Origin of the sequence: Providencia alcalifaciens (assembly GCF_915403165.1) — a bacterium.
In the GTDB taxonomy this organism is placed as follows: Bacteria; Pseudomonadota; Gammaproteobacteria; order Enterobacterales; family Enterobacteriaceae; genus Providencia; species Providencia alcalifaciens_C.
On the sequence record NZ_OU659204.1, the window covers coordinates 116,084 to 140,666 of the forward strand.

18 protein-coding genes, 1 tRNA gene and 1 pseudogene are annotated in these 24,583 nt (G+C 40.3%); 6 read left to right on the plus strand and 14 right to left on the minus strand.

The genetic code is table 11. The annotated features are described in order from the left end of the window. Positions 1-30: 30 nt before the first annotated feature. Positions 31-366 (minus strand): universal stress protein UspB, encoded by a 336-nt coding sequence (gene uspB, locus LDO73_RS00500; protein WP_036950083.1) that lies wholly within the window; start codon positions 364-366, stop codon positions 31-33. Between the two features lie 433 nt (positions 367-799). On the opposite strand from uspB, the gene uspA reads away from it, so the two are divergent. Beyond that, entirely contained in the window at positions 800-1,234 is a 435-nt protein-coding gene (gene uspA, locus LDO73_RS00505; RefSeq protein ID WP_006657449.1) for a universal stress protein UspA, read from the plus strand. A gap of 268 nt (positions 1,235-1,502) precedes the next feature. Then, entirely contained in the window at positions 1,503-2,837 is a 1,335-nt protein-coding gene (gdhA, locus tag LDO73_RS00510; RefSeq protein ID WP_006663503.1) for an NADP-specific glutamate dehydrogenase, read from the plus strand. A gap of 95 nt (positions 2,838-2,932) precedes the next feature. On the opposite strand, the gene rsmJ is transcribed toward gdhA, so the two are convergent. Further along, a complete protein-coding gene (rsmJ, locus tag LDO73_RS00515) occupies positions 2,933-3,703 on the minus strand; it encodes a 16S rRNA (guanine(1516)-N(2))-methyltransferase RsmJ (RefSeq protein ID WP_224059718.1) in 771 nt (256 codons plus the stop codon). After that, positions 3,696-5,738 carry an oligopeptidase A gene (gene prlC, locus LDO73_RS00520; RefSeq protein ID WP_224059719.1) on the minus strand — a complete coding sequence of 681 codons (2,043 nt, stop codon included), beginning with the start codon at positions 5,736-5,738 and terminating at the stop codon, positions 3,696-3,698. Before prlC ends, rsmJ begins: the two co-directional genes overlap by 8 nt. Before the next feature lie 282 nt (positions 5,739-6,020). On the opposite strand from prlC, the gene LDO73_RS00525 reads away from it, so the two are divergent. Both LDO73_RS00525 and LDO73_RS00530 read left to right on the plus strand, forming a co-directional pair. Further along, a tRNA-Sec gene (locus tag LDO73_RS00525) sits at positions 6,021-6,115 on the plus strand. A 220-nt stretch (positions 6,116-6,335) separates the two neighbouring features. Further along, positions 6,336-7,289 carry a helix-turn-helix domain-containing protein gene (locus LDO73_RS00530; protein ID WP_224059720.1) on the plus strand — a complete coding sequence of 318 codons (954 nt, stop codon included), beginning with the start codon at positions 6,336-6,338 and terminating at the stop codon, positions 7,287-7,289. 943 nt (positions 7,290-8,232) lie between these two features. Here LDO73_RS00530 and LDO73_RS00535 read toward each other — a convergent pair. Then, on the minus strand, positions 8,233-10,431 hold the full coding sequence (locus LDO73_RS00535) for a Z1 domain-containing protein (RefSeq protein ID WP_224059721.1): 2,199 nt from the start codon (positions 10,429-10,431) through the stop codon (positions 8,233-8,235). A gap of 291 nt (positions 10,432-10,722) precedes the next feature. Here LDO73_RS00535 and rhuM point away from each other — a divergent pair. Then, a pseudogene (rhuM, locus tag LDO73_RS00540) lies at positions 10,723-11,067 on the plus strand (RhuM family protein); the annotation flags it as partial. A gap of 65 nt (positions 11,068-11,132) precedes the next feature. Here the strand turns inward: rhuM and LDO73_RS00545 are convergent. From LDO73_RS00545 to LDO73_RS00570, 6 genes are all read right to left on the minus strand, one after another. Then, a complete protein-coding gene (locus LDO73_RS00545; protein WP_224061112.1) occupies positions 11,133-11,495 on the minus strand; it encodes a YibL family ribosome-associated protein in 363 nt (120 codons plus the stop codon). A 180-nt stretch (positions 11,496-11,675) separates the two neighbouring features. Further along, on the minus strand, positions 11,676-12,380 hold the full coding sequence (locus tag LDO73_RS00550; protein WP_224059722.1) for a fimbrial biogenesis chaperone: 705 nt from the start codon (positions 12,378-12,380) through the stop codon (positions 11,676-11,678). 2 nt (positions 12,381-12,382) lie between these two features. After that, positions 12,383-13,741, minus strand: coding sequence for a fimbrial protein (locus tag LDO73_RS18055; RefSeq protein ID WP_224059723.1), 1,359 nt, complete (start codon positions 13,739-13,741; stop codon positions 12,383-12,385). A gap of 15 nt (positions 13,742-13,756) precedes the next feature. After that, the gene (locus tag LDO73_RS00560) at positions 13,757-16,312 is read right to left on the minus strand and encodes a fimbria/pilus outer membrane usher protein (RefSeq protein WP_224059724.1); all 2,556 of its coding nucleotides are present in this window, start codon (positions 16,310-16,312) and stop codon (positions 13,757-13,759) included. 14 nt (positions 16,313-16,326) lie between these two features. Continuing rightward, positions 16,327-17,040 carry a fimbrial biogenesis chaperone gene (locus LDO73_RS00565; protein WP_224059725.1) on the minus strand — a complete coding sequence of 238 codons (714 nt, stop codon included), beginning with the start codon at positions 17,038-17,040 and terminating at the stop codon, positions 16,327-16,329. Between the two features lie 58 nt (positions 17,041-17,098). Then, on the minus strand, positions 17,099-17,626 hold the full coding sequence (locus LDO73_RS00570; RefSeq protein WP_224059726.1) for a fimbrial protein: 528 nt from the start codon (positions 17,624-17,626) through the stop codon (positions 17,099-17,101). A 960-nt stretch (positions 17,627-18,586) separates the two neighbouring features. Between LDO73_RS00570 and LDO73_RS00575 the strand changes: the two genes are divergently transcribed. Further along, positions 18,587-18,910 (plus strand): hypothetical protein, encoded by a 324-nt coding sequence (locus tag LDO73_RS00575; RefSeq protein WP_224059727.1) that lies wholly within the window; start codon positions 18,587-18,589, stop codon positions 18,908-18,910. Between the two features lie 143 nt (positions 18,911-19,053). Here LDO73_RS00575 and LDO73_RS00580 read toward each other — a convergent pair whose 3' ends face one another. From LDO73_RS00580 to LDO73_RS00595, 4 genes are all read right to left on the minus strand, one after another. Continuing rightward, positions 19,054-20,172: a hypothetical protein gene (locus LDO73_RS00580; RefSeq protein WP_224059728.1), complete on the minus strand. Its 1,119-nt coding sequence runs from the start codon at positions 20,170-20,172 to the stop codon at positions 19,054-19,056. An 18-nt stretch (positions 20,173-20,190) separates the two neighbouring features. After that, positions 20,191-22,935: a fimbria/pilus outer membrane usher protein gene (locus LDO73_RS00585; protein ID WP_224059729.1), complete on the minus strand. Its 2,745-nt coding sequence runs from the start codon at positions 22,933-22,935 to the stop codon at positions 20,191-20,193. 81 nt (positions 22,936-23,016) lie between these two features. Next, the gene (locus tag LDO73_RS00590; RefSeq protein WP_224059730.1) at positions 23,017-23,823 is read right to left on the minus strand and encodes a fimbrial biogenesis chaperone; all 807 of its coding nucleotides are present in this window, start codon (positions 23,821-23,823) and stop codon (positions 23,017-23,019) included. Continuing rightward, positions 23,810-24,577, minus strand: coding sequence for a fimbrial biogenesis chaperone (locus LDO73_RS00595; protein ID WP_224059731.1), 768 nt, complete (start codon positions 24,575-24,577; stop codon positions 23,810-23,812). Before LDO73_RS00595 ends, LDO73_RS00590 begins: the two co-directional genes overlap by 14 nt. Positions 24,578-24,583 lie beyond the last annotated feature (6 nt).

Here is a 24,583-nt window from a genome sequence, read left to right on the forward strand (position 1 = left end):
CCTTGAATAAAGGGAATGACAAACGCGAGGTTAATTGGCTATCACCATATAGACCAAACTCACAACAACTAAAATGCTTAACCGGCTGATCAACATAAACTGCTTACGAATACGCTCACAACGGAATATCACATCAGGATCGTAGTGCTCAAGGTACTGTTTGGTATTGATATAGCGGACAAGGCGTAATTGCTTGTTCAGCTGGCCGTGAGTCGTGAAAAAGCCATTACCATCAACGGATTGATAAAGTAGGGGATCCGAATCCCTCAGAATAGATAATAAAACGCGAATGGAAGAAAAATAGCGCATCATATTTAAGATACACAAAATGCAGAGTGCCCAAAATAATGCAATTACACTGAACATAATCCCCTCCTTAGAACGAACCTAAATTGCCCCGTTGTCACTAAAGGAAATACCGCCAAAATATTGCACTAACATCGTTTATTTTCATTGTAGGGCATGTCGTTACTTAAACACAATTCATTGCTTAAAAAAAGTGCAGATAGTTCAAATTTTGACTTCAAAAAAGTGGGCATCATAAGCTGTTAATTTACAGATTGTTGATTACACTTACTGGCATTGCGGTAATTCGAATTTTGAACCGATATATATTAATATTGAATGAATGATGTTATTGTTTTATCAAATGTTCTGTCTTTTAATCCTTAAAAATTAATCTGCTAGATGTGATCAAAACGACACTTAGTTATCGCTTTTAGCAGGTATAGTATATTCATAAGATATTGGTGAACGTCGTTAACCACCAGTTAAATCAGCATTTGGAAGGAGTTTACTTATGGCTTATAAACATATTCTTGTCGCGGTTGATTTATCACCTGAAAGTAAAGTTTTACTGGATAAAGCAGTTTCTATGGCAAAACCGTACGGAGCCAAAGTATCCATGATCCATGTTGATGTTAATTACTCGGATCTGTACACCGGTCTTATCGATGTGAATTTAGGTGATATGCAACAGCGCATCACTGACGAAACTCGTAATTCACTAAAAGATCTTTCCGCAGGTGCGGGCTATGACATCCAAGAAACCCTTAGCGGTAGCGGTGACTTAGGTCAGGTGTTAGTGGATGCTATCAAAAAATACGACATGGACTTAGTTGTTTGCGGACATCACCAAGATTTCTGGAGCAAGCTGATGTCTTCAGCTCGCCAGCTAATCAATACTGTTCATGTGGATATGCTGATTGTTCCACTGAATGACGAAGAAGAATAATTCATTACCGATAAATTGAAATATTATTCACTGAAAACGCCTGCTTATGCAGGCGTTTTTTTTGCAGCAAAATAATCGTCTGAAGGGAGTGATTGGCAGGTCAAGCAATTTTTTTTTCAAATGAGTAAAAAAAAACCTTGAATTGAGAATATAAACTAATGATATATTCAATAGGCAAACACAAATCGACCTCACATTTTCTAAAAAAAAAGATAAGAAATAGTGAGGCTCCTCACAACAATATCCACATTGAAAAAGGAAGACAAAGATGGCGCAAACACTATCTTCATTCTTGGAGTCTGTCCAAAAAAGAGACCCTTCACAACCTGAATTCCTACAAGCAGTGCGTGAAGTATTCACTTCTCTTTGGCCTTTCATTGAACAAAATTCAAAATATCGCGACCAAGCACTTCTCGAACGCTTCGTTGAGCCAGAAAGAGTGATCCAGTTCCGCGTGTGTTGGATGGATGATCAAGGCAAGGTACAAGTTAACCGTGCATGGCGTGTTCAATTTAGCTCTGCGATTGGTCCATTCAAAGGTGGCATGCGTTTCCACCCATCCGTTAACTTATCCATCCTGAAATTCTTAGGTTTCGAACAAACCCTCAAAAATGCACTCACAACCCTACCAATGGGCGGCGCAAAAGGCGGTTCTGACTTTGATCCTAAAGGAAAAAGCCACGGTGAAGTGATGCGTTTCTGCCAAGCGTTAATGACAGAACTTTATCGCCACTTAGGTGCGGATACTGACGTTCCTGCTGGTGACATCGGTGTGGGCGGTCGTGAAGTTGGCTTTATGACTGGGATGATGAAAAAACTGTCTAATGACACCTCTTGCGTTTTCACCGGTAAAGGTCTGTCATTTGGCGGTAGCTTAATTCGTCCAGAAGCAACGGGTTACGGTCTTGTTTACTTCACTGATGCGATGCTCAAACGTCACGGTTTAGGCTTTGAAGGCATGCGAGTGGCCGTTTCAGGTTCGGGTAACGTAGCTCAGTACACCATTGAAAAATGTATGGAGTTAGGTGCGAAGGTTATCACTGCATCTGATTCTAGTGGTACTGTCGTCGATGAAGCAGGTTTCACCCCTGAAAAATTAGCACGCTTAGAAGCTATCAAAAATAACTATGGTCGTGTTGAAGAATACGCGAAAGAGTTTGGTTTGACTTACTTAGCGGGTAAACAACCTTGGGGCGTTCCAGTGGATATCGCACTGCCATGTGCAACACAGAACGAACTGGATGTAGAAGCGGCTAAAGTGCTGATCCAAAACGGTGTTAAAGCTGTCGCGGAAGGCGCAAACATGCCAACCACTATTCCTGCAACTGAGCTGTTCCTTGAAGCAGGTGTTCTGTTTGCTCCTGGTAAAGCAGCTAATGCTGGCGGTGTTGCAACTTCCGGTCTGGAAATGGCACAAAACGCAGCACGCTTAAGCTGGAAAGCAGAAAAAGTGGATACGCGTCTACACCACATCATGTTGGACATTCACCACCACTGTGTTGAATTCGGTGGCGAAGCCAAACAAACCAACTACGTCCAAGGCGCGAACATTGCTGGCTTTGTCAAAGTCGCTGACGCTATGTTTGCACAAGGCGTTGTGTAAGGTTTTACTCAAAACGTAAGCGAAAGGGCGGTCGTACAAGTTTGTCAGCAACGTTATTTGTGATAAACCGTACAAACGCCCTTCGCCGTTACGTTTTAATCGCTGTGTTTAATGCAGGGATAGATATCGAATCGATGGCTTTTGGTTGTGACTGCTGAGGGTGCTTTTTGCCCCGCAAGCGGTTCGGCGTAATCAGGTCGCTTAACCACAACACGGCGTTTTGCCAGCGCAATGGCTGGTGCCAGTAAAGAATCTGCATCATCATCAGCCCCGACCAATGACTGAAACACCCGCATCTCTTTCTTCACTAATGCACTTTTTTGCCGATGTGGGTACATCGGGTCGAGGTAAATCACGTCCGGCGCTTCAGTAATTTCGGCTAATGCTGTAATGCTCGATGCGTGGATCAGAGACATGCGTGATTGTAACCATTCCCCTATTTCAGGGTCTTGATAACCGCGTTGTAAGCCATCATCAAGCAGTGCAGCCACCACCGGATGGCGCTCTAACATCTGTACTTTACAGCCCAAAGCCGCCAGTACAAAAGCATCACGGCCTAAACCCGCAGTCGCATCAATCACATCGGGTAGATACTCTTTTTTGATCCCCACCGCTTTAGCAACCGCTTCACCGCGTCCACCACCAAATTTACGGCGATGGGCCATCGCGCCTGAGACAAAATCCACAAAGATGCCGCCTAATTTTGGCTCATCCATTTTGCGTAATTGCAGGTTTTCGGGGGTTAACACCAACGCCATTAAGGCATCTGGCGTGTGAGTGAGTTGCCATTTTTCAGCAAGTTGATTGAGAGTGCCGATATCGGCACCCTCTTCACAGATTAATTGAATAGCAATCTTCTCAGCCATGAATACCGTAGCTCTTCAACATCGCATCTAATTCTGGTTTACGACCGCGGAAACGCTCGAACAGAACCATAGGCGCTTCAGAACCCCCGCGACTTAAAATATTATCAAGGAAGGACTGGCCAGTTTGGCGATTAAAAATGCCTTCTTCAGAGAAGCGAGAGAACGCATCGGCTGCCAACACATCCGCCCATAAATAGCTGTAATAACCCGCCGCGTAGCCGCCGGCAAAAATGTGGCTAAATGCGTGCGGGAAGCGTCCCCATTTCGGAGATGGTACCACGGCAACTTTTTCTTTGATGGCGTACAGCGTTGGCATCACTTGCGCGCCTTTTGCTGGGTCATATTCTGCGTGTAAGGTGAAATCAAACAGACCAAACTCAAGCTGGCGCAGTACAAACATTGCAGACTGGTAATTTTTCGCAGCTAACATACTTTGTAGCATATCGGCTGGCAAGGGTTCGCCAGTTTCATAGTGACCAGAGATAAACTCAAGGGCTTCAGGTTCCCAGCACCAGTTCTCCATAAATTGGCTTGGTAATTCAACAGCATCCCATGGAACCCCATTGATACCCGCCACATCGGCAACATCAATCTGGGTCAGCATATGGTGCAGACCATGACCAAATTCGTGGAACAGGGTGATAACTTCATCGTGGGTAAATAAAGCAGGCTTATCCCCTAGCGGCTTATTAAAGTTGCAAGTTAAATAGGCCACAGGATTTTGCAGCGCACCATCTTTATGCACCATGCGGCCCACGCAATCATCCATCCATGCACCGCCGCGTTTGTGCTCGCGAGCATATAAATCGAGATAGAAGCTACCGCGCAGGGTATTGGTATCATCATACAGTTCGAAGAAACGGACATCATTGTGCCAAGTTTCAACATCATGGCGTTCTTTAGCCGTTAAACCATAAATACGGTGAACGACTTCAAACAGACCATTTAATACGCGCTGCTCTGGGAAATAAGGGCGTAATTGCTCATCATTAAGTGAGAATTTATGCTGTTTTTGTTTTTCGCTGTAATAGGCTAAATCCCAAGATTCGAGGGTTTCAACGCCATAATTTTCTTTCGCGAATGCGGTAAGCTCGGCGAGTTCCTCTTTACCTTGCTGATGAGCGCGGTTAGCTAAATCATTCAGGAAACCTAAAACTTGCTCAGGGGATTCTGCCATTTTGGTGGCGAGGGATTTTTCGGCAAAGTTTTTAAAACCAAGCAGTTGAGCCAGTTCATGGCGTAGCGCCATTAACTCATCGATAAGTTCGCTGTTATCCCATTTCCCAGCGTTTGGACCTTGGTCTGAGGCGCGAGTGCTATAGGCATAGCTCATTTCGCGGCGCAGCTCTGCATTATCGGCATAGGTCATGACTGGCAGGTAGCTTGGCATATCTAAAGTCAGTAAATAGCCTTCTTCACCTTTAGATTCCGCCATCGCTTTTGCTGCGGCGATAGCGCTTTCTGGCATACCCACAAGTTTGTTTTCATCTTTAATGAGTTTTGACCAACCCATTGTCGAATCCAGTACGTTATTACCAAACTTAGAGGCGATCTCCGACAAACGTGCGACGATTTCGCCATAACGTTGCTGCTTTTCAGCAGGTAGACCGATACCGGATAGCTCAAAATCACGTAGGGTGTTTTCGATAGATTTACGTTTAGCTTGGCTTAATTGATTAAATCCAGCGTCTTCTTTGAGGGATTTATAAGCTTGATACAGTGGCTCATGTTGTCCCATCCATGTACTGAATTCGGACAGTAATGGCAAGCATTGTTCATAAGCTTCACGCAGTTCAGGGCTATTTTTAACAGAATGCAGATGGCTCACTGGGGACCAAACGCGGGAGAGTTTATCGCTCGCTTCTTCTAATGGTTGGCACAGGTTGTCCCAAGTATAGTGGCTGTTGGCCGCCAGAATATTTTCAACGGTTTGGCGATATTCACCTAAAACATGTTCAACTGCTGGGAAAATATGTGCAGGTTCAATATGTTCAAAACGGGGTAATGCGGAATCGGCTAATAATGAGTTTGTCATAAAAAACATCCTTGAATGCAGGCTTGCGCTCGGGAGCCAAGGCTTACTGTGCTGACAATGAAAGTGTTGGCGGGGTGATGTTGAAATCAGCGCGCCGTATGTAGACATGAATAAGTATATGGGGGCAATTGTACAAACCTCAATATCACATTTGTGCTTTTTGTTATCAGTTCTTGAGAATGGTGCGGCATTATTGGCGTGCATCAATAATTTGAATGGTTGTTCTTACAATACCTTGGAAAATAAATAATTCAGTTTATAATCGAACACCTACCAAATAGAGGAAGATCGTCGTCTCCGGTGAGGCGGCTGGATTTCAAATCCAGTTGGGGCTGCCAGCAGTCCCGGGCAGGTTCGACTCCTGTGATCTTCCGCCACTTTTTAGTTTTTCCATCATTTTTAGTCAATTAATTGTACTTTTCATATTGGTTTATGAGTAAAACCGCTTCTTCGGAACCATGAGCTTTTTGCGTATTACAAATGTGTTATCTCAATCCCGCTAATATTCATCAATATCATTTTTTTCTTGTAATTATTTTACTCACACTATAATTTAGTAAAAAATAACTTTTATTTACTAAATTTTTGGGGGTGGTTATGGATAGTGAACATCTGGTTGCTTTAGCACTTAAAACGTTGTCATGGACTCAAAAGGAACTTGCTCAATATCTTGATGTATCTCCAACTCAGATAACAAAATGGAAGAAAGGCGAATATATGTCAGAAGATATGGATCGGCGCATTCGTCAGAAAATTAATTTGGGTGATACATCTCCTGAATTGGTACTAATGGTAGGAAAATATGACGACGCAGTTAAATGGGATCGATTAATTCAAACTCTTGCAGAGCTTGAAAAAGAAAATGCTGAGACAGGATATGTCACAGTTCCACTAGAAGAGGATACGGATTTTCTAAGTTTGCAGATTATGCAAATTTTTAAAGAAATGGGAGTTAGCATTCCGAATCAATTTCCTGCTGAACTTGAAATAAATTATGACGAAGAAGATGATGCTAGTTGTGATGAGTTTTTTTGTATTATTGAGGAAAATAATTATACCAAGCTAATTAAGCATATTTTTTCTTCTTTGAATGATATATATGGTTTCTATTCCGCATATATTGAAGAGCTAATCTTTGATGATGCATTAGATTTATATGATACAGAAGCTATTAACATTGAAAGTTGCTTAATATTTTTGGCTGCGTCAAAAATAGATGTTGATATGGATTTCGCACCAAATTTTAATCAATTCAGATATAAAACCAATCAAGAATATATTCAATGGATTAATATTGTCAAAGAAAGAGCTTTTAGAGAGAGAATCCCATTAAGATCTGAACTATTAAATATTGTGTATAAACATCACAGTGAAATAGGACATGAAGCTGAAGCGCAAAGTTTAGGCTTCAATGACGGAAAATTACATCCAGATATTTATATGAATGAGTTACTTGTTGGGATGAGATTGATACATCAAGTCCTTCCTAAGATTATGGAAAAACTAGAAATTAAAGAATTTGAAATTGATGAGTCAGATTTGCACTTATAAAAGGTGGATCCTTAAATCTATATGCTCTGTAGTGGTCAATTAAATTTGGGCATTTGTTGAGCTTTTTCCAAGATAGTCGCTTCGACTTATTTGGCATTAAACTACCACTAGTGATTGAAAAATCTCGAATAATCAATGGGTATTCGATCTTATACTCAATAGTTTGTATTGAAGTAAGTGGCTAAGAATACTCAATATTATTGATGAGGTGGCTCGTTAATACTTTGTTATTGAGATTGATGCACCATTACCAGCTGAGTGAGTTATCAAGGTTCTTGACCGTTTAAAAACAAAAAGAGGGCTGAAATATATTCGAGTCGATAATGCCCTGAATCTCTTTCTGCTAACTTACCGAGTTATAGCGAAGAAAAGCAAACTGTTCTGTGTCATAGTCAACTGGATAAACCACAACAAAATAGTTTTATTGAATGATTTAATGGCTCGTTCTATTGTTAGTTTTTAAATGCCTATTTATTTAAATTGCTGAGCCAAGTTAGAGAGTTAGTGTAGTTTTGGCTGTAAGATTATAACCAAGATAGAATTTATGAAAGTTTAAATCATCTGTCATTGGAGACATATCGTAAACAGTTAGAAAACTATAAGCTGGTGTGTCTCAATTAAAGAAGAGTGGACGATATGTTCGTAGTATGAAAAACAGCGATTCCAGTCTCTGCTAGTTTAAGGGGGGATAGTTTGGCTATGGGTAAAGCGTGTTTTTTCATCGAGATCTTCTTAGCTAAGATAATGATAATATTCTATTTACTAATACACTGGTTTTTCGAGTATATTACTGTTTAATTTTTTATGCTTAATGACTTTTTAAAAGTATTAGGTGTTTATGTGAAATCCTCTAACCTGAAAAAATATTTTTAATATAATAAAGTTAGAGGGTTTCTATAGTATTAATGATGTGATTTTGAATTAATTAAATAAGTAACTGAAGCTAGTTAATTATATCCATAGCAAAAATTGCTGTTGGAGTATTAGCTTGAGCGCGAATCACAGGCCAATAAAATGGAGCTCCCCTCCAACCTTTTTCAATATTACCATTCTGACGAAGTAAAAATAAAATTGGAGTATTAATCGCATGTTTACTTGCAATTTTTCCTTCTGTTTTTGGGGAATCAGGAGTTTCAATATATGTTGAATGGGAACCTTCTCCAGATAATCGTGCAGAATTACGATCCTGTGCAGCCCATAACAATATTTTTCCTCTTTGTTCCTTATCAGGATGCTGTGCAGATAAATGAGCCATTGCTGAAAATGCAACATCCCAATCAAAAGCTGGCGTTTCATCTGGCTCTTCAAATCGTAATGTAGATTTAATTAATTCTAATAGTTCATATGCTTTATCTACTGAAATTAATACTGGTTCGCCAGAATTAAATTCGATAATTTCTTGAATTAAAATATCTAGCTTATCTATATTTTTCGAAATGCCATTTTTCCCGGAGTTATAACCAGATTGAAAACCAATTGGTAAAATACGTTTAAATTTTTTCAATGTATGAATAGTGGAAACTAAAATTTTATTAGGATTACATGGAATTATAGTTCCATCTTCCGCTTTACGAATAAATTGTACCGATTTATCATTACCGGCTTCAATTGCTTCACGTAGTGATGCATCAAATTCTTCCATTTTTTGCATAGCTAAGCGAATAGCCCTAGAAGTATAAAACCTTGTGATAGCTAAATTTTTACGGCGATAGCCAAACATGCGAGAATGTTGTAAAACGGTATCTTGTTGAAATTTATTTGGTCTTCTACCGTAATAAAATCCTATCAGGTTTGCCAAGGTAATGCCTCTATCAAGTACTTGCCCACCAATAAATATGTTTAAAGGACTCCTTAATTTTAATTGTCCTGTATCATCTAATAAGTTAATGACATTTTCTTCTGAGTTAACTTTAGATATAGTTATATATTCATCATTCAGTGCTACAGTTACTTCAAAAATAACATCTTCAAGTGTAGGAACAATTTCATTATTTAACTCTAATGATTTTGACAAATCATCATATGAAATTTGAATAAGATCTCTAAATAAATTTGGTTGTTTTATTATTGAATTTTTCAGCTGCTCAAATAACTCATTAGTTAAGTTTTCTTGCCAAGAGTGAGAGAATTTTGTTGATTCAGAATGTAAAAGAAAAGAGTAAAGTAATTTTTTGGGATTTTCTCCTTTTTTAATCCCATTAATTCTTTGAATACAACCACCAACTATGAATGTTATTAAAGCGGTACGATAGCCTTGGATTTGTTTGATTTCAAGCAGTTTATTTATATTAACAGATCGCCCATCTAGCTTTTTTAGTTTGCCAAATTCATCATGATCGACAGCATAGTGAATCAGACTTTCAACTGTATCTATTCCAGACCTAGACCTTTCACCGAAATACGTATCACCACCAACATACTCTTTCGGTACGGGTACTAAATTCGTAAAAGCTGGTCTCATGGGCTTAAAATCTACGATATTATCAACCTCAATTTCTGTAGGCTGAAGATAAAGTGAATAAGGTGTTGCTGTTACTTGTAAGAAGCTTACATTGGTAATTCTAGATCGTAGATCACTAATTTTTCCCGCTATTGTTTTGGCGTTTATTATTTCTTTTTCCTTTGAATAGCCTATCGATGCATTATCAGCTTCATCATCAATGATTAACACTTTTTTTTCAGACATTTTAGGATTATTTTCGAAGAGTTCTATTAAGTGTTTTAAATTATCACTTTGTTTTTTAGCTATGAATATTAGCTTTGAATCCAACTCAAAATTTGTGAATTTTTTTGGGGAGCTCATTATATCATAAATTTCAAGCTCATTATCATCAAGAAATATTTCAAAATCTTTACGCAGCCGCTTGTATGTTTGCTGGATTAATGCTTTTGAGTTTTTACTCAATACAATAACAATATCAAATTGATTATCAAATGCTAAAGCTATTACACTAATGAACGTACGAGTTTTACCACTTTGTACTTTACCTAATAACATGCCAGGATGTTCTGATGTTGTCGCTATATGCAATAAATCAGATACTGTTTTTTCTGCACATTCAAATGTTTCTTTAGAAAATGTATTATTTATTTTTTTGAAACTTTTATAAAATTTTTTTTCTAGATTAATATTTTCTTTCATTTTGTCCTCATGATATTTTTAGCTATCTGATTAAATATTTTAAAGTTACTTATTCATTCGTCCTATTATGTCCATATCTCCAAAAATAAGACAGTTATAATTAAATTTTTTATTTAAAATAGCAGCATTCATGATGAATAACGTCTGTTCTACGGAAAATAAGATATTCAAATGCTATTAATTAATGCGTTTATGGGCAAATGGCGCTTGCTAACCATCTTATCTTTATGTGCAACATAGTATATTGTTGGCTTTGGACCTTTCTCAGACGATTCAAACGGAGACAATTTGATGAGCGATAATCTTCCTGACGCACCACTGGGTGAATTTGTTTTATTCCGAAGTGAAGATGGTCAGACTCGCGTCGAATGCCGTTTTGAGTCTGATACGCTGTGGTTATCTCAAGCTTCAGTTTGTGAGCTATACGGGAAAGCAAAAGCCACTATTAGCGAGCATATCAGCAATATCTTTGCTGAAGGAGAACAGGTCGAAAATTCAGTTGTTCGGTTTTACCGAACAACTGCGGATGATGGAAAGCAGTACAATGTAAAATACTTCAACTTTTCAATGATCCTCGCCATCGGTTACCGCGTCTGTTCTGTCCGCGGCACACAATTTCGTCAGCGAGCTGCGCGCTTTCCAAGACAGAAACCGCGCGTGTTTCAATTTAGGCAAAACATCGTTTAAAACAAATTTTCCAACTAAAAATCAGTCTTAGAAAAACCTGTCATAGTTTCCAGCTCCATTTCGCGACCTAATGCTGTCATTGGGTGGACAATAACGAGGCCTCGTACGGATTTCTTCAGCTTACCCATATCCGCTTGCTCTTTCTTGGTGATAGGGCGCTTGAATGGCATATCCACTAATTTTTGTGCTTCTTTGCTTAGCTTTTTGTTACGCGTTTCTTTCAGGCGAGCGATTTCAACTTCCAGCGTCGCTTTTTCTTTTTCAAGTTCAGCGTACTTTTCCGCTTGGGTGGACAGCTGCAGACTTGCCATTTGGTGACGAACAAGGTCTAAGCGGTCGCTAAGCGTTTTAATTTGTGTTTTTTCAGTTTCTTTCATCATTAATTAACCGTGAATAAATTTCCTGCCGGCAAGTATACAACATTCTGGGTTAGAGGGGGAAAGGGGATTGTGCCTATTAAGCTCATCACCAAAATACGGTTATTTGCGATTTATCTATCACTATTTCACGGCCTATTTTTACTCAAAAATCAATTCGAAGCATGACGAGTTTAATTATCAGCGGACAATTATTTCTTTTTCATAATGATTTTGCTCACCGGAATCATCAATGAGGCTAAACAGTATCTTGTTATTGGTATTATTTTGTTTAATTTCAGTCTGTTGCTCCGAAAAAGGATTCAATAACATGGTCGGTAATTGCTCTCCTGTTTTACCCATTTGTAGTTTATTGAACGTAATATAAAAAGGGGTTGGGTTTTTTATAATTAAGCGTTGGCTTCCTTTATCTAACGTAAATTGGATTTGATCACTTATCTCACCAATGGTCGCGTTAAGGTTATCAGGCCGGTAGAAGACTTTAATTTGTAGCCTGACCGCTACATTGATAATGCTGGTATTGTCTTTTTCATTGTCAGGGGTCGGTGTGATTTCATATAAATTTAGCCAATAAAGTGATTCTCTGTCTGTTGAAGATGGCATAAATTTATTCACTAACCGGATGTATTTTAATTCGTTTTCATTAAGGCGAAAAATAGTAGGAATAGAGATGATAGGAGAGTGACTTGCTTTTTCTGGCGTGCCATCGGGAGCCCCGTCATCAACCCAGCTTTGGATAATAACTGGGTATTTACTGGTATTTTTAATGGGCAATGTCGCTTCTCTTTGAGAATGCTTGATGATAACCCGTGAGCCTTCAATCATCATTGCCGCCTGACTATAAGAGCAAAGCAATATCATTAACACGAATAAGGTAGATTTCATTATCATTGAACCTGAATAATCACTTGAACAGTCGCATCAAATTTTCCGGGTTTGACGACTTTACCAGGGATCTTTTCAAGTGAGGCATTGACTGTTTTAGAATACGTCGTCACACCATTGACTACACCGGCAGAAATAGCATCGGTCAGAACAGGGTACCACCCATTAGCCGCTCCTTGGCCGGTGTTTGATAAAGAAGATAGATAATTTAAAGCCGTGCCGTTAAGTTGATACAATCTAACCCCGACGCCGGTTGCAATATTTGGCATGCCATACCCATTTGACAGCAAATGCGTTACACCGGATCCCGAACTGACGGTTAAATTTTCTTGGATGGCAGAGGTAATATTTGCAGGGTTAGGTAAAAAACCCATCGCAGTTTGTGTATTTGCGGTTCCGCTGACAAACCCTGAAAGCCCGCTATTTGCAGGGGGACCGGATTGACATTGAAATCGAATATTAATAGGCGCGGTGACTTTCACATTATTATCGATATCATTCTTAGAGATTAATGGGAAAAAGACATTAGGCGTCACGTTTTCAACCATACAAGTGGCGGCTCGTCTAACAACGATGTTTTGGTGCAAATTAATGGCTCCGGGCCAATATAGATACCAACCATTATAGTAGTATGCGGAATCCGCATTCTCCGTTACGTTTAAAGAGCATTGCTTACATTTAAACGCCGTGTAGGTAGAAGGCTGAGTCCAAGAAACTGTCCCCGTTGTTACACCTGGCACAGGAACTCCAGAACCATAGTCAATTTTAAATAACTCTATGCTTGAGTCGGAAAAGTTTTTTGCTTTAACCAGAATCCAACCTTGGCTATCTCTATCTAGATTTGTTAGTGGGCGAGATTTCCAATAGCGAGAAAAATACTCCCCTGTATTGACATTTTTAACCCTAATTCCGACACCATTAACGATGGTTGTATAGGTCTGATCGAGCCCTAAAGCCGGATTCGCTTGATACATGCCCGCATAGGGTGAGTCACCATTGGTGGCATAGAATTCTTTTAAAAACCCATCTTCATCAGCGGTACAACGAAATAAAATTTGTTCTGGTTCATAACGTGCAGAACCAGAATCTAAAAAAGAAACATATCCTGTGGCGATTAAAGAACCTAAAGGCTGAAAGTTATTATTATTAATATTAATAACTCTTGGCGTTGTTCCCATTGTACCAGACGAGTCCGTAGACCCTCCCCAAGCCCCAGCCGTTCCCTTTCCTGGTTCGGTATAATATACGTCACGAGGGTTCGTATTTATTGATGTGATTCGATAGCATGTTGCGAATGTATAGCTAGTAAAAGAAGAAAGTAGCAGGGCTAGCAATATTTTTGCAAAAGAAGATGTTGTCATTTTAATCGCCTTTACTTACTCGCAAGTTTCATTTAATAAAATGAGACTTAATGCTTTTTTGTCATCAGGAATGTTGTACGTTACGTGGCAATCGCCTAATTGCTGCGCAACGGATAGCGTGCCATTCAATTGTTCAACTCGAGCGTATATCTGATTTCCTTGTCCTACTAACCCAACGACTTGTTTGTTGACATCATAAACGTCTGCACCTAGAGGTAACGATACAGATTGAGGTATAGAGATAAGGATAGGATAACCTACGGATGTATTAAACTTCAGTTTTACGTTGGCACCCGCGTAAGGTGCAATCTTTTGGGAGTTTTCAGTTAATGCAACATGATTATCCTCAATTTCTTTACTGTCTAAGCCAACGTTATTGTATTGATAAGGGATGAGGGACGGGATGATTGCATATCCGAACCTGTCAATTGATGCACCAGAGCCATTAATCACTCTAGCCCCTTTAGCTCCCTGCGCTTCAACTAACGCAAATGTGTCGCTAACATACGGACCCATGGTGACTCCTCCACTATGAGCAACGATGGCTCCCCTAGCAGAAAGGCTGCCTTGAGTATAATTTTCACCTTTAGATACACTGCCGGAAATTGTCGCTTCAGGAAATTGTTTCGTTAAATGAATTCCTGAGCTGACATTTCTATTATTCGCATCATAGTCGGCATTCACGCTGTAACTGAGTGTTTGGTCTTCTCCCATAATTCCAGATAGGTTGGCTTGATAGCTGGAATTACTGTCGCTATTTGTACCACCGAGCATCAGCATAGGAGAATCATAACTTCCACCCAGAGGGACTGAGACCGTGAACATCACGATTTTATCGGTTTTCGAATTATCACGTTGATCGCTGTACGTGTAATTGTCGTTAACATGTCCAACTTTTTGTTGGCTATAAACAATGCTGTATCCAATGTTTTTGTATGTATTTGAATACCCTAATTGAAATTGCGTATCGCGTTCACGGTTACCATAATAATTATTGATTGAACCCGATGTAAAAACTTGTCCCCATTCCCCTAAAGATTGGTTGATGTGTAACACCATTTGGCTTTCTTGTTTATAGGTATTGGAATTCCAGACTTCATTTTCTGATTTCATTCCTCTCACACCTAAAACATCAGCTAACTCACGAAATCCTTCAGTTGAATATTTATAGCCTGCTAATGTAATGATCGTATTTGTTGTCGACAAAGTACGGCTGTAATTTATGCCAACCCGCGCACCTTGGTGAGTTTCACCATTGATATCAGCATTAGAAAAGGCGGATTGTAGTCCAAAGGCACCAAATTGAGTCGCAAGTACTGTTCCAACAGAAGCCGCATAGTATTTATCTGCCGCACGGACACCACTGCTTAGCGTTAGCATGTTAGTTAAACCATGCTGAAAGGATGCATCGACAAACCGATTATTTATTCGGTTGAAATTCTTCAATTCACCCATAGCGATAGCATAGCGAGTATATCCTGGGCGAACAGACTCAGGTACGGCAGAGAAAGGCACAACAAATGATGTTACCTTGTCATTTGCTTCTTGAACTTCGACAAGCAGGTCACCTTCATAGCTGGTTGGATATAAATCTGTGATTTCAAATTGGCCGGGAGATACCGTCGTTTGGTAGATTTCAACGCCATTTTGCTTGACTGAGACGCGAGCGGTTGTTGTGGCGACACCACGGATAACGGGCGCATACCCTTTTTGCGAGTCAGGTAGCATCCGATCATCTGAAATTAACTGAACGCCTCTAAATGAAAGGCTGCCAAAAATTGAACCAGCGGTAGATATTTCACCAACTAACAATTGTGATTTTAGTGAAACAATAGGGCGTTGCAGATAAGTTCTTATCCAATTAAATTTTGTTTTTTTACCACTATTATTTTCTGTCGATGTGTAGTTCATCGATGCTTGTTGGCGAAACTGCCATAAACCTAAATTTATTCCCCCATTGAAACTGGCAAACGCATAATCAGAATTGTATCCTTTGGACTTATTTTTGTAATAGTTAGTATCATAATTAGCGAAAAGCATCGCTGTTCCAGCATTTAAGCTACTTTCGGGGACAAACCCTTTAGCATCTTGTTTGATATAAATCTGTGGAATGAGAAGATTTAATCTTAAATTAGCAGAATCAAAACTCACTTTAGCATCAGGGATAACGTCTTGAATAAACAAGCATTGGGCGGATTTTGTTTCTATGGAAGCATTGGCCTTTTTGAGCAAAATGCCCATAGACTCTAATTCTTCAGGTGAAAAGCATGGCGAGGTGGTCTCTGTCTTATCTAACTTGAACTCAACCTCTTTTTTTTCATAAAAATTACTGTTAACAAAAAGATTGACTAAGTATTGCCCTGTTGGGACATAGTTATTCTCACTAAATTTATTAATATCAATGTTTTTCCCTCCACCTAGCAACATACTTTGGTCAAAGACAAATGATTGCTCGTGATGTTGAGCACTAGCTTTAGAGATAAATAAAACAGAGATAAAGCAATAAGATGCAATCTTGTATTTAAACGATTGGTTTTCTCTCCTTAAATAGGAACAACGTCTGATTGTCATCTTATTTTTATCCACTAATTATATTTATACGTGTATTCGACATTACCACCCAAATCATTGGTAAATGAGAATATGATTTTGTCTTGCTTGGAGTTTATGGTTTTCCCATTTTTAAGAGGCAATTTTTTACTGGCAAATGGCGGGATCATTGTTGGTATTAATTCTATTTTTTCACCTGCTTGACCGAACACTTTTACAGAGTTCAATGATAAAAAATAAGGTGAGTTGTTTTTAACTTCGATACCTGAAGACGTTATGCCTGAAAATGAAATATGTTTCCCTATGTCATCTGCACCTGATGCGAGTGATGCTGGACGGTAGAAAATTTTAATGCGATGGCGAATTAAAAAAGAAAGTTCATTCTCACTTGAAGCAGCATCGCGAGGCGGAATTTGCACTAAATTTAAATAAAATAGGGATTCCTTATCTTGAGGTAAATTTCCTCCGGTATAAATTAAGTTCGCGTCTCTACCTGTATTTGGTTCAATACGAAATACTGTCGGTTGTACAATGAAAGGGCCGTCCGCATCGGCTGGAGTTGAATTTGAATTATCAATATCCGTCCAGATTTGCATGATATAGGGGGTATTGTCGTTATTCTTTAATTTTAATGTTTCTGATTTGGTATCTGACAGATAAACAACACGAGTTTTTAACATCGTGACAGATGCTGACGCGCTTGAAACAAAGGCATAAATAAAAAGAATAAAAAAAATAGATTTTTTCATTATTTGGCTCTTTCTATAAAAACAATCTCTCTTCTTTTTGAGAAGAGAGATTAGGGGCTTAATTATAAGAAATAGAATATTGAACACTTCCTAATACAGTACCCGCTTCAGCTTGACCTTCAGCATAATAACGAACGGCATAGTCATGAGTTGCCGATTTTTCATTTTGTTTTAATACTAATCCAGCATTAGATTTAGTACCTGTTACATCAAGTGCGGCTTTACCAGCAGTTGGTTCAATGAGTTCTAAAGAAACATTGGTTGCCGTACCAGTATTACCAACGCGGTTACTGGATGTAATATTGTTAGCAACAAAAATGGTGTTTATATTTGTATCTGTAGTTGTCGATCCTGTGCAGCCACTTACAGCGATGGTAAATGGTGTTTCACCAGCAGTACTACCTGATGATGCTAGGTCCTTCTTTGATACTGTAGGCAATAAAACAACGGGTAACGCGGTGTTTCCATTAATTGTTACAGTACATGTTTCATCAGCAACTTCGCCTTGAAAACGTATTGTATTATTAGAGGCAGCAATTGCATTAGAAGAAACAATACAAGCAGCGATAACTAAATATTTATTCATGATTACATTCTCTCCATTCAAAAATATGTAATTTTTATTTGCTTACAAAAAAGTATTAAATTGATAAAAGAAAAATTAATACATTATTTATTAAAGGTGCTAGAAGCCATCTCATTAATAAGTTAATGAGAGATATTTAAAGGAGATGTTTAATTTTTCTTTTTTAGGAAAATAAAGTTATGAGAATGAATTTCATTTCTTTATTATCGTTACTACATTTAAAAAACTATCCCTATAAATACAGGGAAATTTAAGTCAAAAAAATATTAACATAACTAATACTCACTTAAAAGGTGTGAGAAATAAACTGAGAAATGTAAATATTTGCACCTTGAAACACTTGAAAACATTTAGATACAAAGTATTAAAGCATAAAAATAATTAATGATAAATAATTGATGCTTATTATTCTGAAAAATCAAAAGACTAATCAAATAAGTAAAAATAACGCACTCTAGGTTAACTTAGTTAGGCTAATTTAAATTTTGGATAAGTAAAAAATCGTATGTAATAATTTTTTTAATAAAAAATGTTTCCACCCCAAAATTAAGAATTATCTTAATATTTGGGTGGGAAAGTAACAGTAAGCAACTTTTTAGGGTGCATTTAATAAGATGTAATACTTTTATTTTCAAGAGTCAGTAAGAGAATTGGAATAGTGACACTGAAGGGTATTAACAACATTTCACTTAATTCAGGCAATTGATTGAAATTGAACACCAATATTTAGTGTCATCTAGTTATATTAAAGTCACTAAATTATATTGGTTAAGCCACCTTTACATTAAAAATAAACTAATTAATTTTGTGATGATAAGATAATATGCTGGTTGGTTGTGTGTTATATGAATGTTTTAATTTGCCATGCATTGTTAATTTTATGATGCAATTTTATTTCACAATATTTGAGTTTTTTTTCAAATAACATTTTTGTGGTGAAGAGATACAAAGGACTTCACAATGAAATATAAAATTATTAACAAAAACCAAATTATTGGGATGAGTGAACTTGGAAAAAGCGACCCGCCAATGGGGTTTGTCTTTGGTGAATTAGAACCAACACCGTTTTATCAAGCCAATATCAGCATTATGAACTACAAACTGTATTGCTGTGAAAACCATGAAGAGATCCTTTGCAAATCTATCATGATTGAAGATCATTCAGACGAGGTTGGCGAGCAATATATCGAGGTGACGGTTTTAGTTGAGTCAGCAGAAGAGTTCGAGAAATTTTTTAAGCATCATCTAGACGCTTATGAAGAACAATTTATCTCAGAAGAATAGCGAAGAATGAACGTAACCATCTCTTTAGGTGCAATTTAAAGAGATGGTTAATTTTTAAAGGGAAGGAAAATAATTTAAATGATGAGCAGCCGCTTTAGTTATTATTTAGAATAATCACTGTTTGACCCGAAAACTCACCTAGGTTATTCCCAATCAATGGTGACGGTGGCAGAAGCGGAGGCTGCACCAATTTTAAAGCCTTGTCCAAGAGCGCAAAGGCTAAAACGGTAAGGTACTTGGTGTGAACCGGCGGTGAGTTTGCCTAAGTCCACAACATTTCCTGGTTCAGGGTCTGTTCCAGAATTAAAATATATACCATTAGAGGAACATGCTGAGTAAATTGATTTAATCGATGCTCGTACGGTTGCAGGGGCAACCTCACCGGTGACATCCATCGTCATTTTTAAGTCATTCGCATAACCTTGAGTGTCTCCCTTAAGTGTTAATTTAGCCGGATTTACAACGTCATTATCACCGGTACAATTTATGGAAAAATTCCCATCCACTACCCCTAAAACATCCTTACGGCTCCCTCCTGGTGTACCGGAGGTATTGCCTTCCCAATCCCAAACATTGACCTTGCCAAAATCAATCTTAGGTGGTGCAGAAATAGAGCAGGATAACTGTTTGTTTTTTATTGTGATATATCCTGCTGAAGAAAGGGGGATCCCTGTTTCCATATATAGGCCAGCATAGAAAGCAGGAATGCTATACCTCCCTGGCTGTGCATTAGGCCCCACATAAATAGCAACTACTCCATTAAAAGATAGACTTCTTCCTGCCCCCATTGGATTTGGAAAACTAGTATAAGATGTCCCTGTCACACAATATGTAAAGGGAGACTTTTGGATCACTGCTCTACCCGTCGCAGTCGTCTTTCCATAAGAATTAAACGTGGCTCCACCATTATCCCCGCCGCCTCCATAAGTATTAGCAGTCGCATCCTTTACAATAAAAAGGATGTCTTCAGCAATTTTTAAGCCTGTATATTTACCATCTGAGGATGTATATGTTGTACTTGCACGATTAAAAACGGAATTATCATCTGTACTGCGAATGTTAAAGGCAAAACAGCTTTGATCCATCAGAGTTTGGTACCCCCAACCAGTTGCTGAACGATATGTATCATTAACAGCATCGCTCCATACTAAACCACCTCCTATATCATATTCACCAGAGGGCCCGCTAAGAGATAAAGCGTGAGGCTGACCTAGCAAGAAAAAACAAATACTTCCAATCAATTTATAAAAATAATATTTCATATTTTTTTAATCCTTTTATTACCCAAAGTTTGTCCATTGTGAAAATGGAGATTTTTCTTCATTCGCTAGGTCATCTAATGTCTGTATCTCTGAAGCAAGGCTAACGGGCTCTTTCGCAGGTAACACCGCTTCTGTTTTACTTTCAGCACCGCAGGTATATGTCACTTGGCGGATTGGCATATCCGCAGAGACGTCCACATGGCGTAAATCAAAACTCACCTGACATTGCTGTGCGGCGGCGTCTCCCCATTTCACCAACAGTTCCCCCGTTTCAGGTAACCCCGTGAGGTACACTTGCCCTGCATCCCCCACAATGCTGCTAATGTTGTCAGCGCTGTTATCGGAAATTAAGGTGGCAATTGCCCCAAATGGCACATATTTAGCACCTTGTTTTAAGGTCATTAACACTTGGTACCCAACACGAGTGCGGAAGTTAGCTTTCACCACCGCGCCTTTTGTTGGGTAAACATTGGTATTGGATTGCGGCAAATCGACGTTTTCAGGCAGCGTGCTGGGGTCTAAGCCAATGCTGTTTTTGTTATAGTCGGAGAGATAAGGTGCCACGGCATAGCCTCGCCAATCGGTCACGGCGGTTCCGCCATTAACACTGACGCCTTCGGCTCCCGGCGCACTAATGAGTGCAACAGAATCCCCCATAGAGCGGCTTAAGGTCAGCCCTTCGGCGTGGAGTAATGCGCCGCCGCTGGCGTTTATATTGATTGACTGGGAATTATTGCTATAGCTATAACCGGTGCTGATACTGCCTTTATCGCCTTGGTAGCCCGCATTTAGGTTGGTGTTGGCGATTTGCCCTTTATTTCCCCAGCTTTGTGACGCGCCATAAGACAGCTTGCCATCCATAAAACTGCCGCTGAGACCACTATTATTTTGCGTGCGCCCATTTTGGTCATGGCTCAGGGAGTAGGTGGCATAAATTGACTGTAAATCACGGTCTTGGGTAAATAGACTAAACGGCACGCTTAAGTTAAAGGAGAGCTGGCGGTTTTCCGGCCAATTATTGCGGCTGTCTTTCACGCGGTCGATATTGTAATTCACACCGTAGCTGACCCCTTTAAAACTGTTGCTGTAGCCCATGGATAAACCGGTTAAGGTTCGGCTGCTGCCCCAGTAATCATCGCGGTTAGCGCGAAAATGCAGTGAGCCATACTGTTGCATCTGTTGGCTGAGCTGGGTTTGGAAGCTGCTACGACGACGCTGCAACGTCCACGGGCTAAGACCATCTTCAAGGCGATAGCCTTGGCTATTAAATTCGCTGAAATTATAGAAATGCTCCGTGGAGTAACGTAATGCGGTTAAATCCACCGAGGTGCCTGTTGCCATTAAACTTTTTGAGTAACGGATACGGTAGGATTGCCCGGTTTTACGCTCATTGGAACTGGCCACTTGGTTAGAGTACGTGAACTTTGACGATGAGTGGGTGACGTCAGTGGAGACAGCGCCGAAGTCACCTAAAGAGACCCCCGTTCCGACACTCAGGGATTGATAATCTTTTGCCAGCAAGGCACCGCCATACAGAGTGACATCGTTATGCAGCCCATAAACAGCGGTACCGAGAATAAAGTCAGAGCGACGCGAGCTGGTGGTTAAATTACCGTTATAGCGGCCAGAGGCCACTTCGTATTTCCAGCCGCCGGGGCGCAGCATTACGGGTAAGGATGAGTAGGGCACCACAAACTGGCGTTCAGCGCCATCGGCTTCGGTGACGGTGACATCATAATCCCCAGATAAGCCGGCTTGCTGGATATCATTGATATAAAAGGGACCCGGAGCCACATAGGCTTCGTACACGATATTGCCATTTTGGCGAATAGTGACGCGGGCGTTGCTGTTGGCAACACCACTGATTGCCGGCGCATAGCCGCGTAATTGGCTTGGCAGCATCTGCTCGTTGGAGGTCAGTTGCACGCCCTTAAAGGGCACACCATCAAATACATCACTGCCCGTGCTGCTTTCACCCACTAACAATGTCGAGCGCAATGCACGAATATCCCGTGATAGGGTGGTATTGGAGAAGTAGGTTTGGGTATTGGTCGTCGCCGATTGGTTCTCGCTTCCGCTGTATTCAAAGCGAGAATGGGTGAGGTTACTGCGCAAGCGCCACGGCCCCGCATTAGCGCCCAATCGTGCAGACGCAAATACGTTGGTATTTTGGTTTTTTTTGCCGTGATCATAGCGGCTCGTGGTGCGGCCTGCGCTGACGTTATAGTTTGCCATTAATGCGGGAATACCATCATCCCATAATGACGGATCGGCATTACGATTGACTTGAGATTGCATCGCCACTTGCGGCACGCTGATGTTTAATCGTAAGCGTGACAAATCTAATCGGGTTGTTGCTTGTGGGATCAGTGCGCCTAAATCTGAAATAAACTCGCCGTTAGGTAAGTCTTTCAGGACCGGAATTTGTGGCACATTGACCCCAAACGTGTCGAGCTGTGCGGGGGTTAATTCCGGTGCGATTTCACCGTGGGCATTTTTGATAAAATTAAGTGTAAATTGCCCCACGTCCTGTTGGTTAACAAAAACGGACACGGTGTATTCCCCTTCAGCAACGCCACCGGCTTGTGAGAAGGCGGATAAATCCACGTCTGTGTTTTCACCCACTACCCCTAAAAAACTGGGATCAAAGTAATCTTCGGCTTGTGTTGGAGCGACCGCCAATAGCAATATACACGCCAGCGGGTGATATCGGAAAAAAGGGATTTTAGGCTGATTTTCAGCAATTTTATGGGCTTTTTTCATGATCTTCCTTTATCTTGCGAATGCAAGAATCCCCCCGTTGCCAATGTGCATCGGGTGAATATGCTTATCTGTCGGTTGTGGTTACATTACTGAGAGTTGGCGTGTTCTCATTTTGTCGGTTCCGCCATCGTCTTTCATGAGCTGCCAATGAATGTCGTTTGCAACATGGCTGGCATCAAGAGGCCATTGCATCTCACCAAAGGGGGGAACCATTCGCGATTGGCTTAAATTAACATCCGTTCTCCCGAGAGAAAGTGATGCCAACGTGACATAAAAAGGCGTTGGGTTTTTCAGGGTTAACGTGTTTTTCGTGCGCTGAAATTGCAGCTGTTCGGCGATGTTATCTAGATTGTGTTCCGGTAATCCCGCAGGGCGATAAAACAGCTTCAGGTTGTTTTGTACGGCCAAGATCATTTGCGCACCTTCAGCCGCCTCTTTTGACTGGGCGGGGATCGCAGTCAGTGATAACTGCGCAATCGACTCTTTATCTTGCGCGAGTAAATGATGTTTTTGAAGAATGCGCAATGTGAGCGTTTCGCCCGGTTCGAAGCGCTGTAACGGCGGTAAGGCAATAAATGCCGTCAGATTATCATTGGCTATTTCTGTATTATCATTCGCTTCTTGGCTTGATGAATGATCTTCCCAAGGTAATAGGCGCGCCTGTAATAAATACGGTATCGCGGTATTATTGGTGAGGGTGTAAGTCACCCCGTTTTTTGCATCTTGAGGGTAAACAATGCGCGTCGAGTGTAGTGTTAGTCCGTTAATTTGATCTTGGATGTTATTCGCCAAAACGGGCATCGCAAAAAGTATCGCCAATAGGGATATTCCGCCAGTGAGGCGACATAACAGAGTATTTTTAACCTTCAAAATGTTAGCGTTTATCATTGCTGGCCTCTCCTGATAGGATTTTTCCCTGATAAGCAGGGCTCATGTCCCCATAATCGGTAATCACTTTCCATTCTGCATGGGTCGCATTTTCTTTTATTGGATAGGTTTGTGTTGAAAATGGTGCAATCATAGGGCCCAGCTCTCGTACATCAACGGGGTGCTGATCCACACTCAATTGCGCCAACGTGATGTAATACGGTGTTGGGTTACTGACTTCGAGCTGTTGACCTTGCTGGCGAAACGTCAGTTGGCTTGAGGCGGTTTCGACGCTCATGGGTAACCCTTTTGGGCGATAAAACAGTTTGATAACGTTGCGGATCCCCACCGAAACTTGCGCGCTGGTCATCTCGCCTTCGGGGGCGTTAGCTTTTGTGGTGGCTGGGATCGCTAATAAACTTAAATAAAACACGGATTCTCGGTCTGTCGGCAGCGCCGAAGCCCCATTACGCACAATGAGCAGCGTGTTTTGGCTCTCTTTTTCTAAACGAAACATCGGCGGTGTCACAATGAACGGCGGTGCGGGTTTGTGTGCATTACCCTCCGGTGTATTGATGACATCCGCTTTGATTAAGTAGACCTGCGAGCTGCTATTTTTGATGGCAATTTTGGCATTTGGGTTCGCTGCATCGAACACGACGCGTGTTTGGGCTAAACGCAGTCCGCCTTCTGCGGCGAAGGAGTGCGTCGAAAAACTGCTGCATATCAATAGAATAATCAGAGCGCGGTAGTCAGAGAAACGATTTAAAAACATACTTAT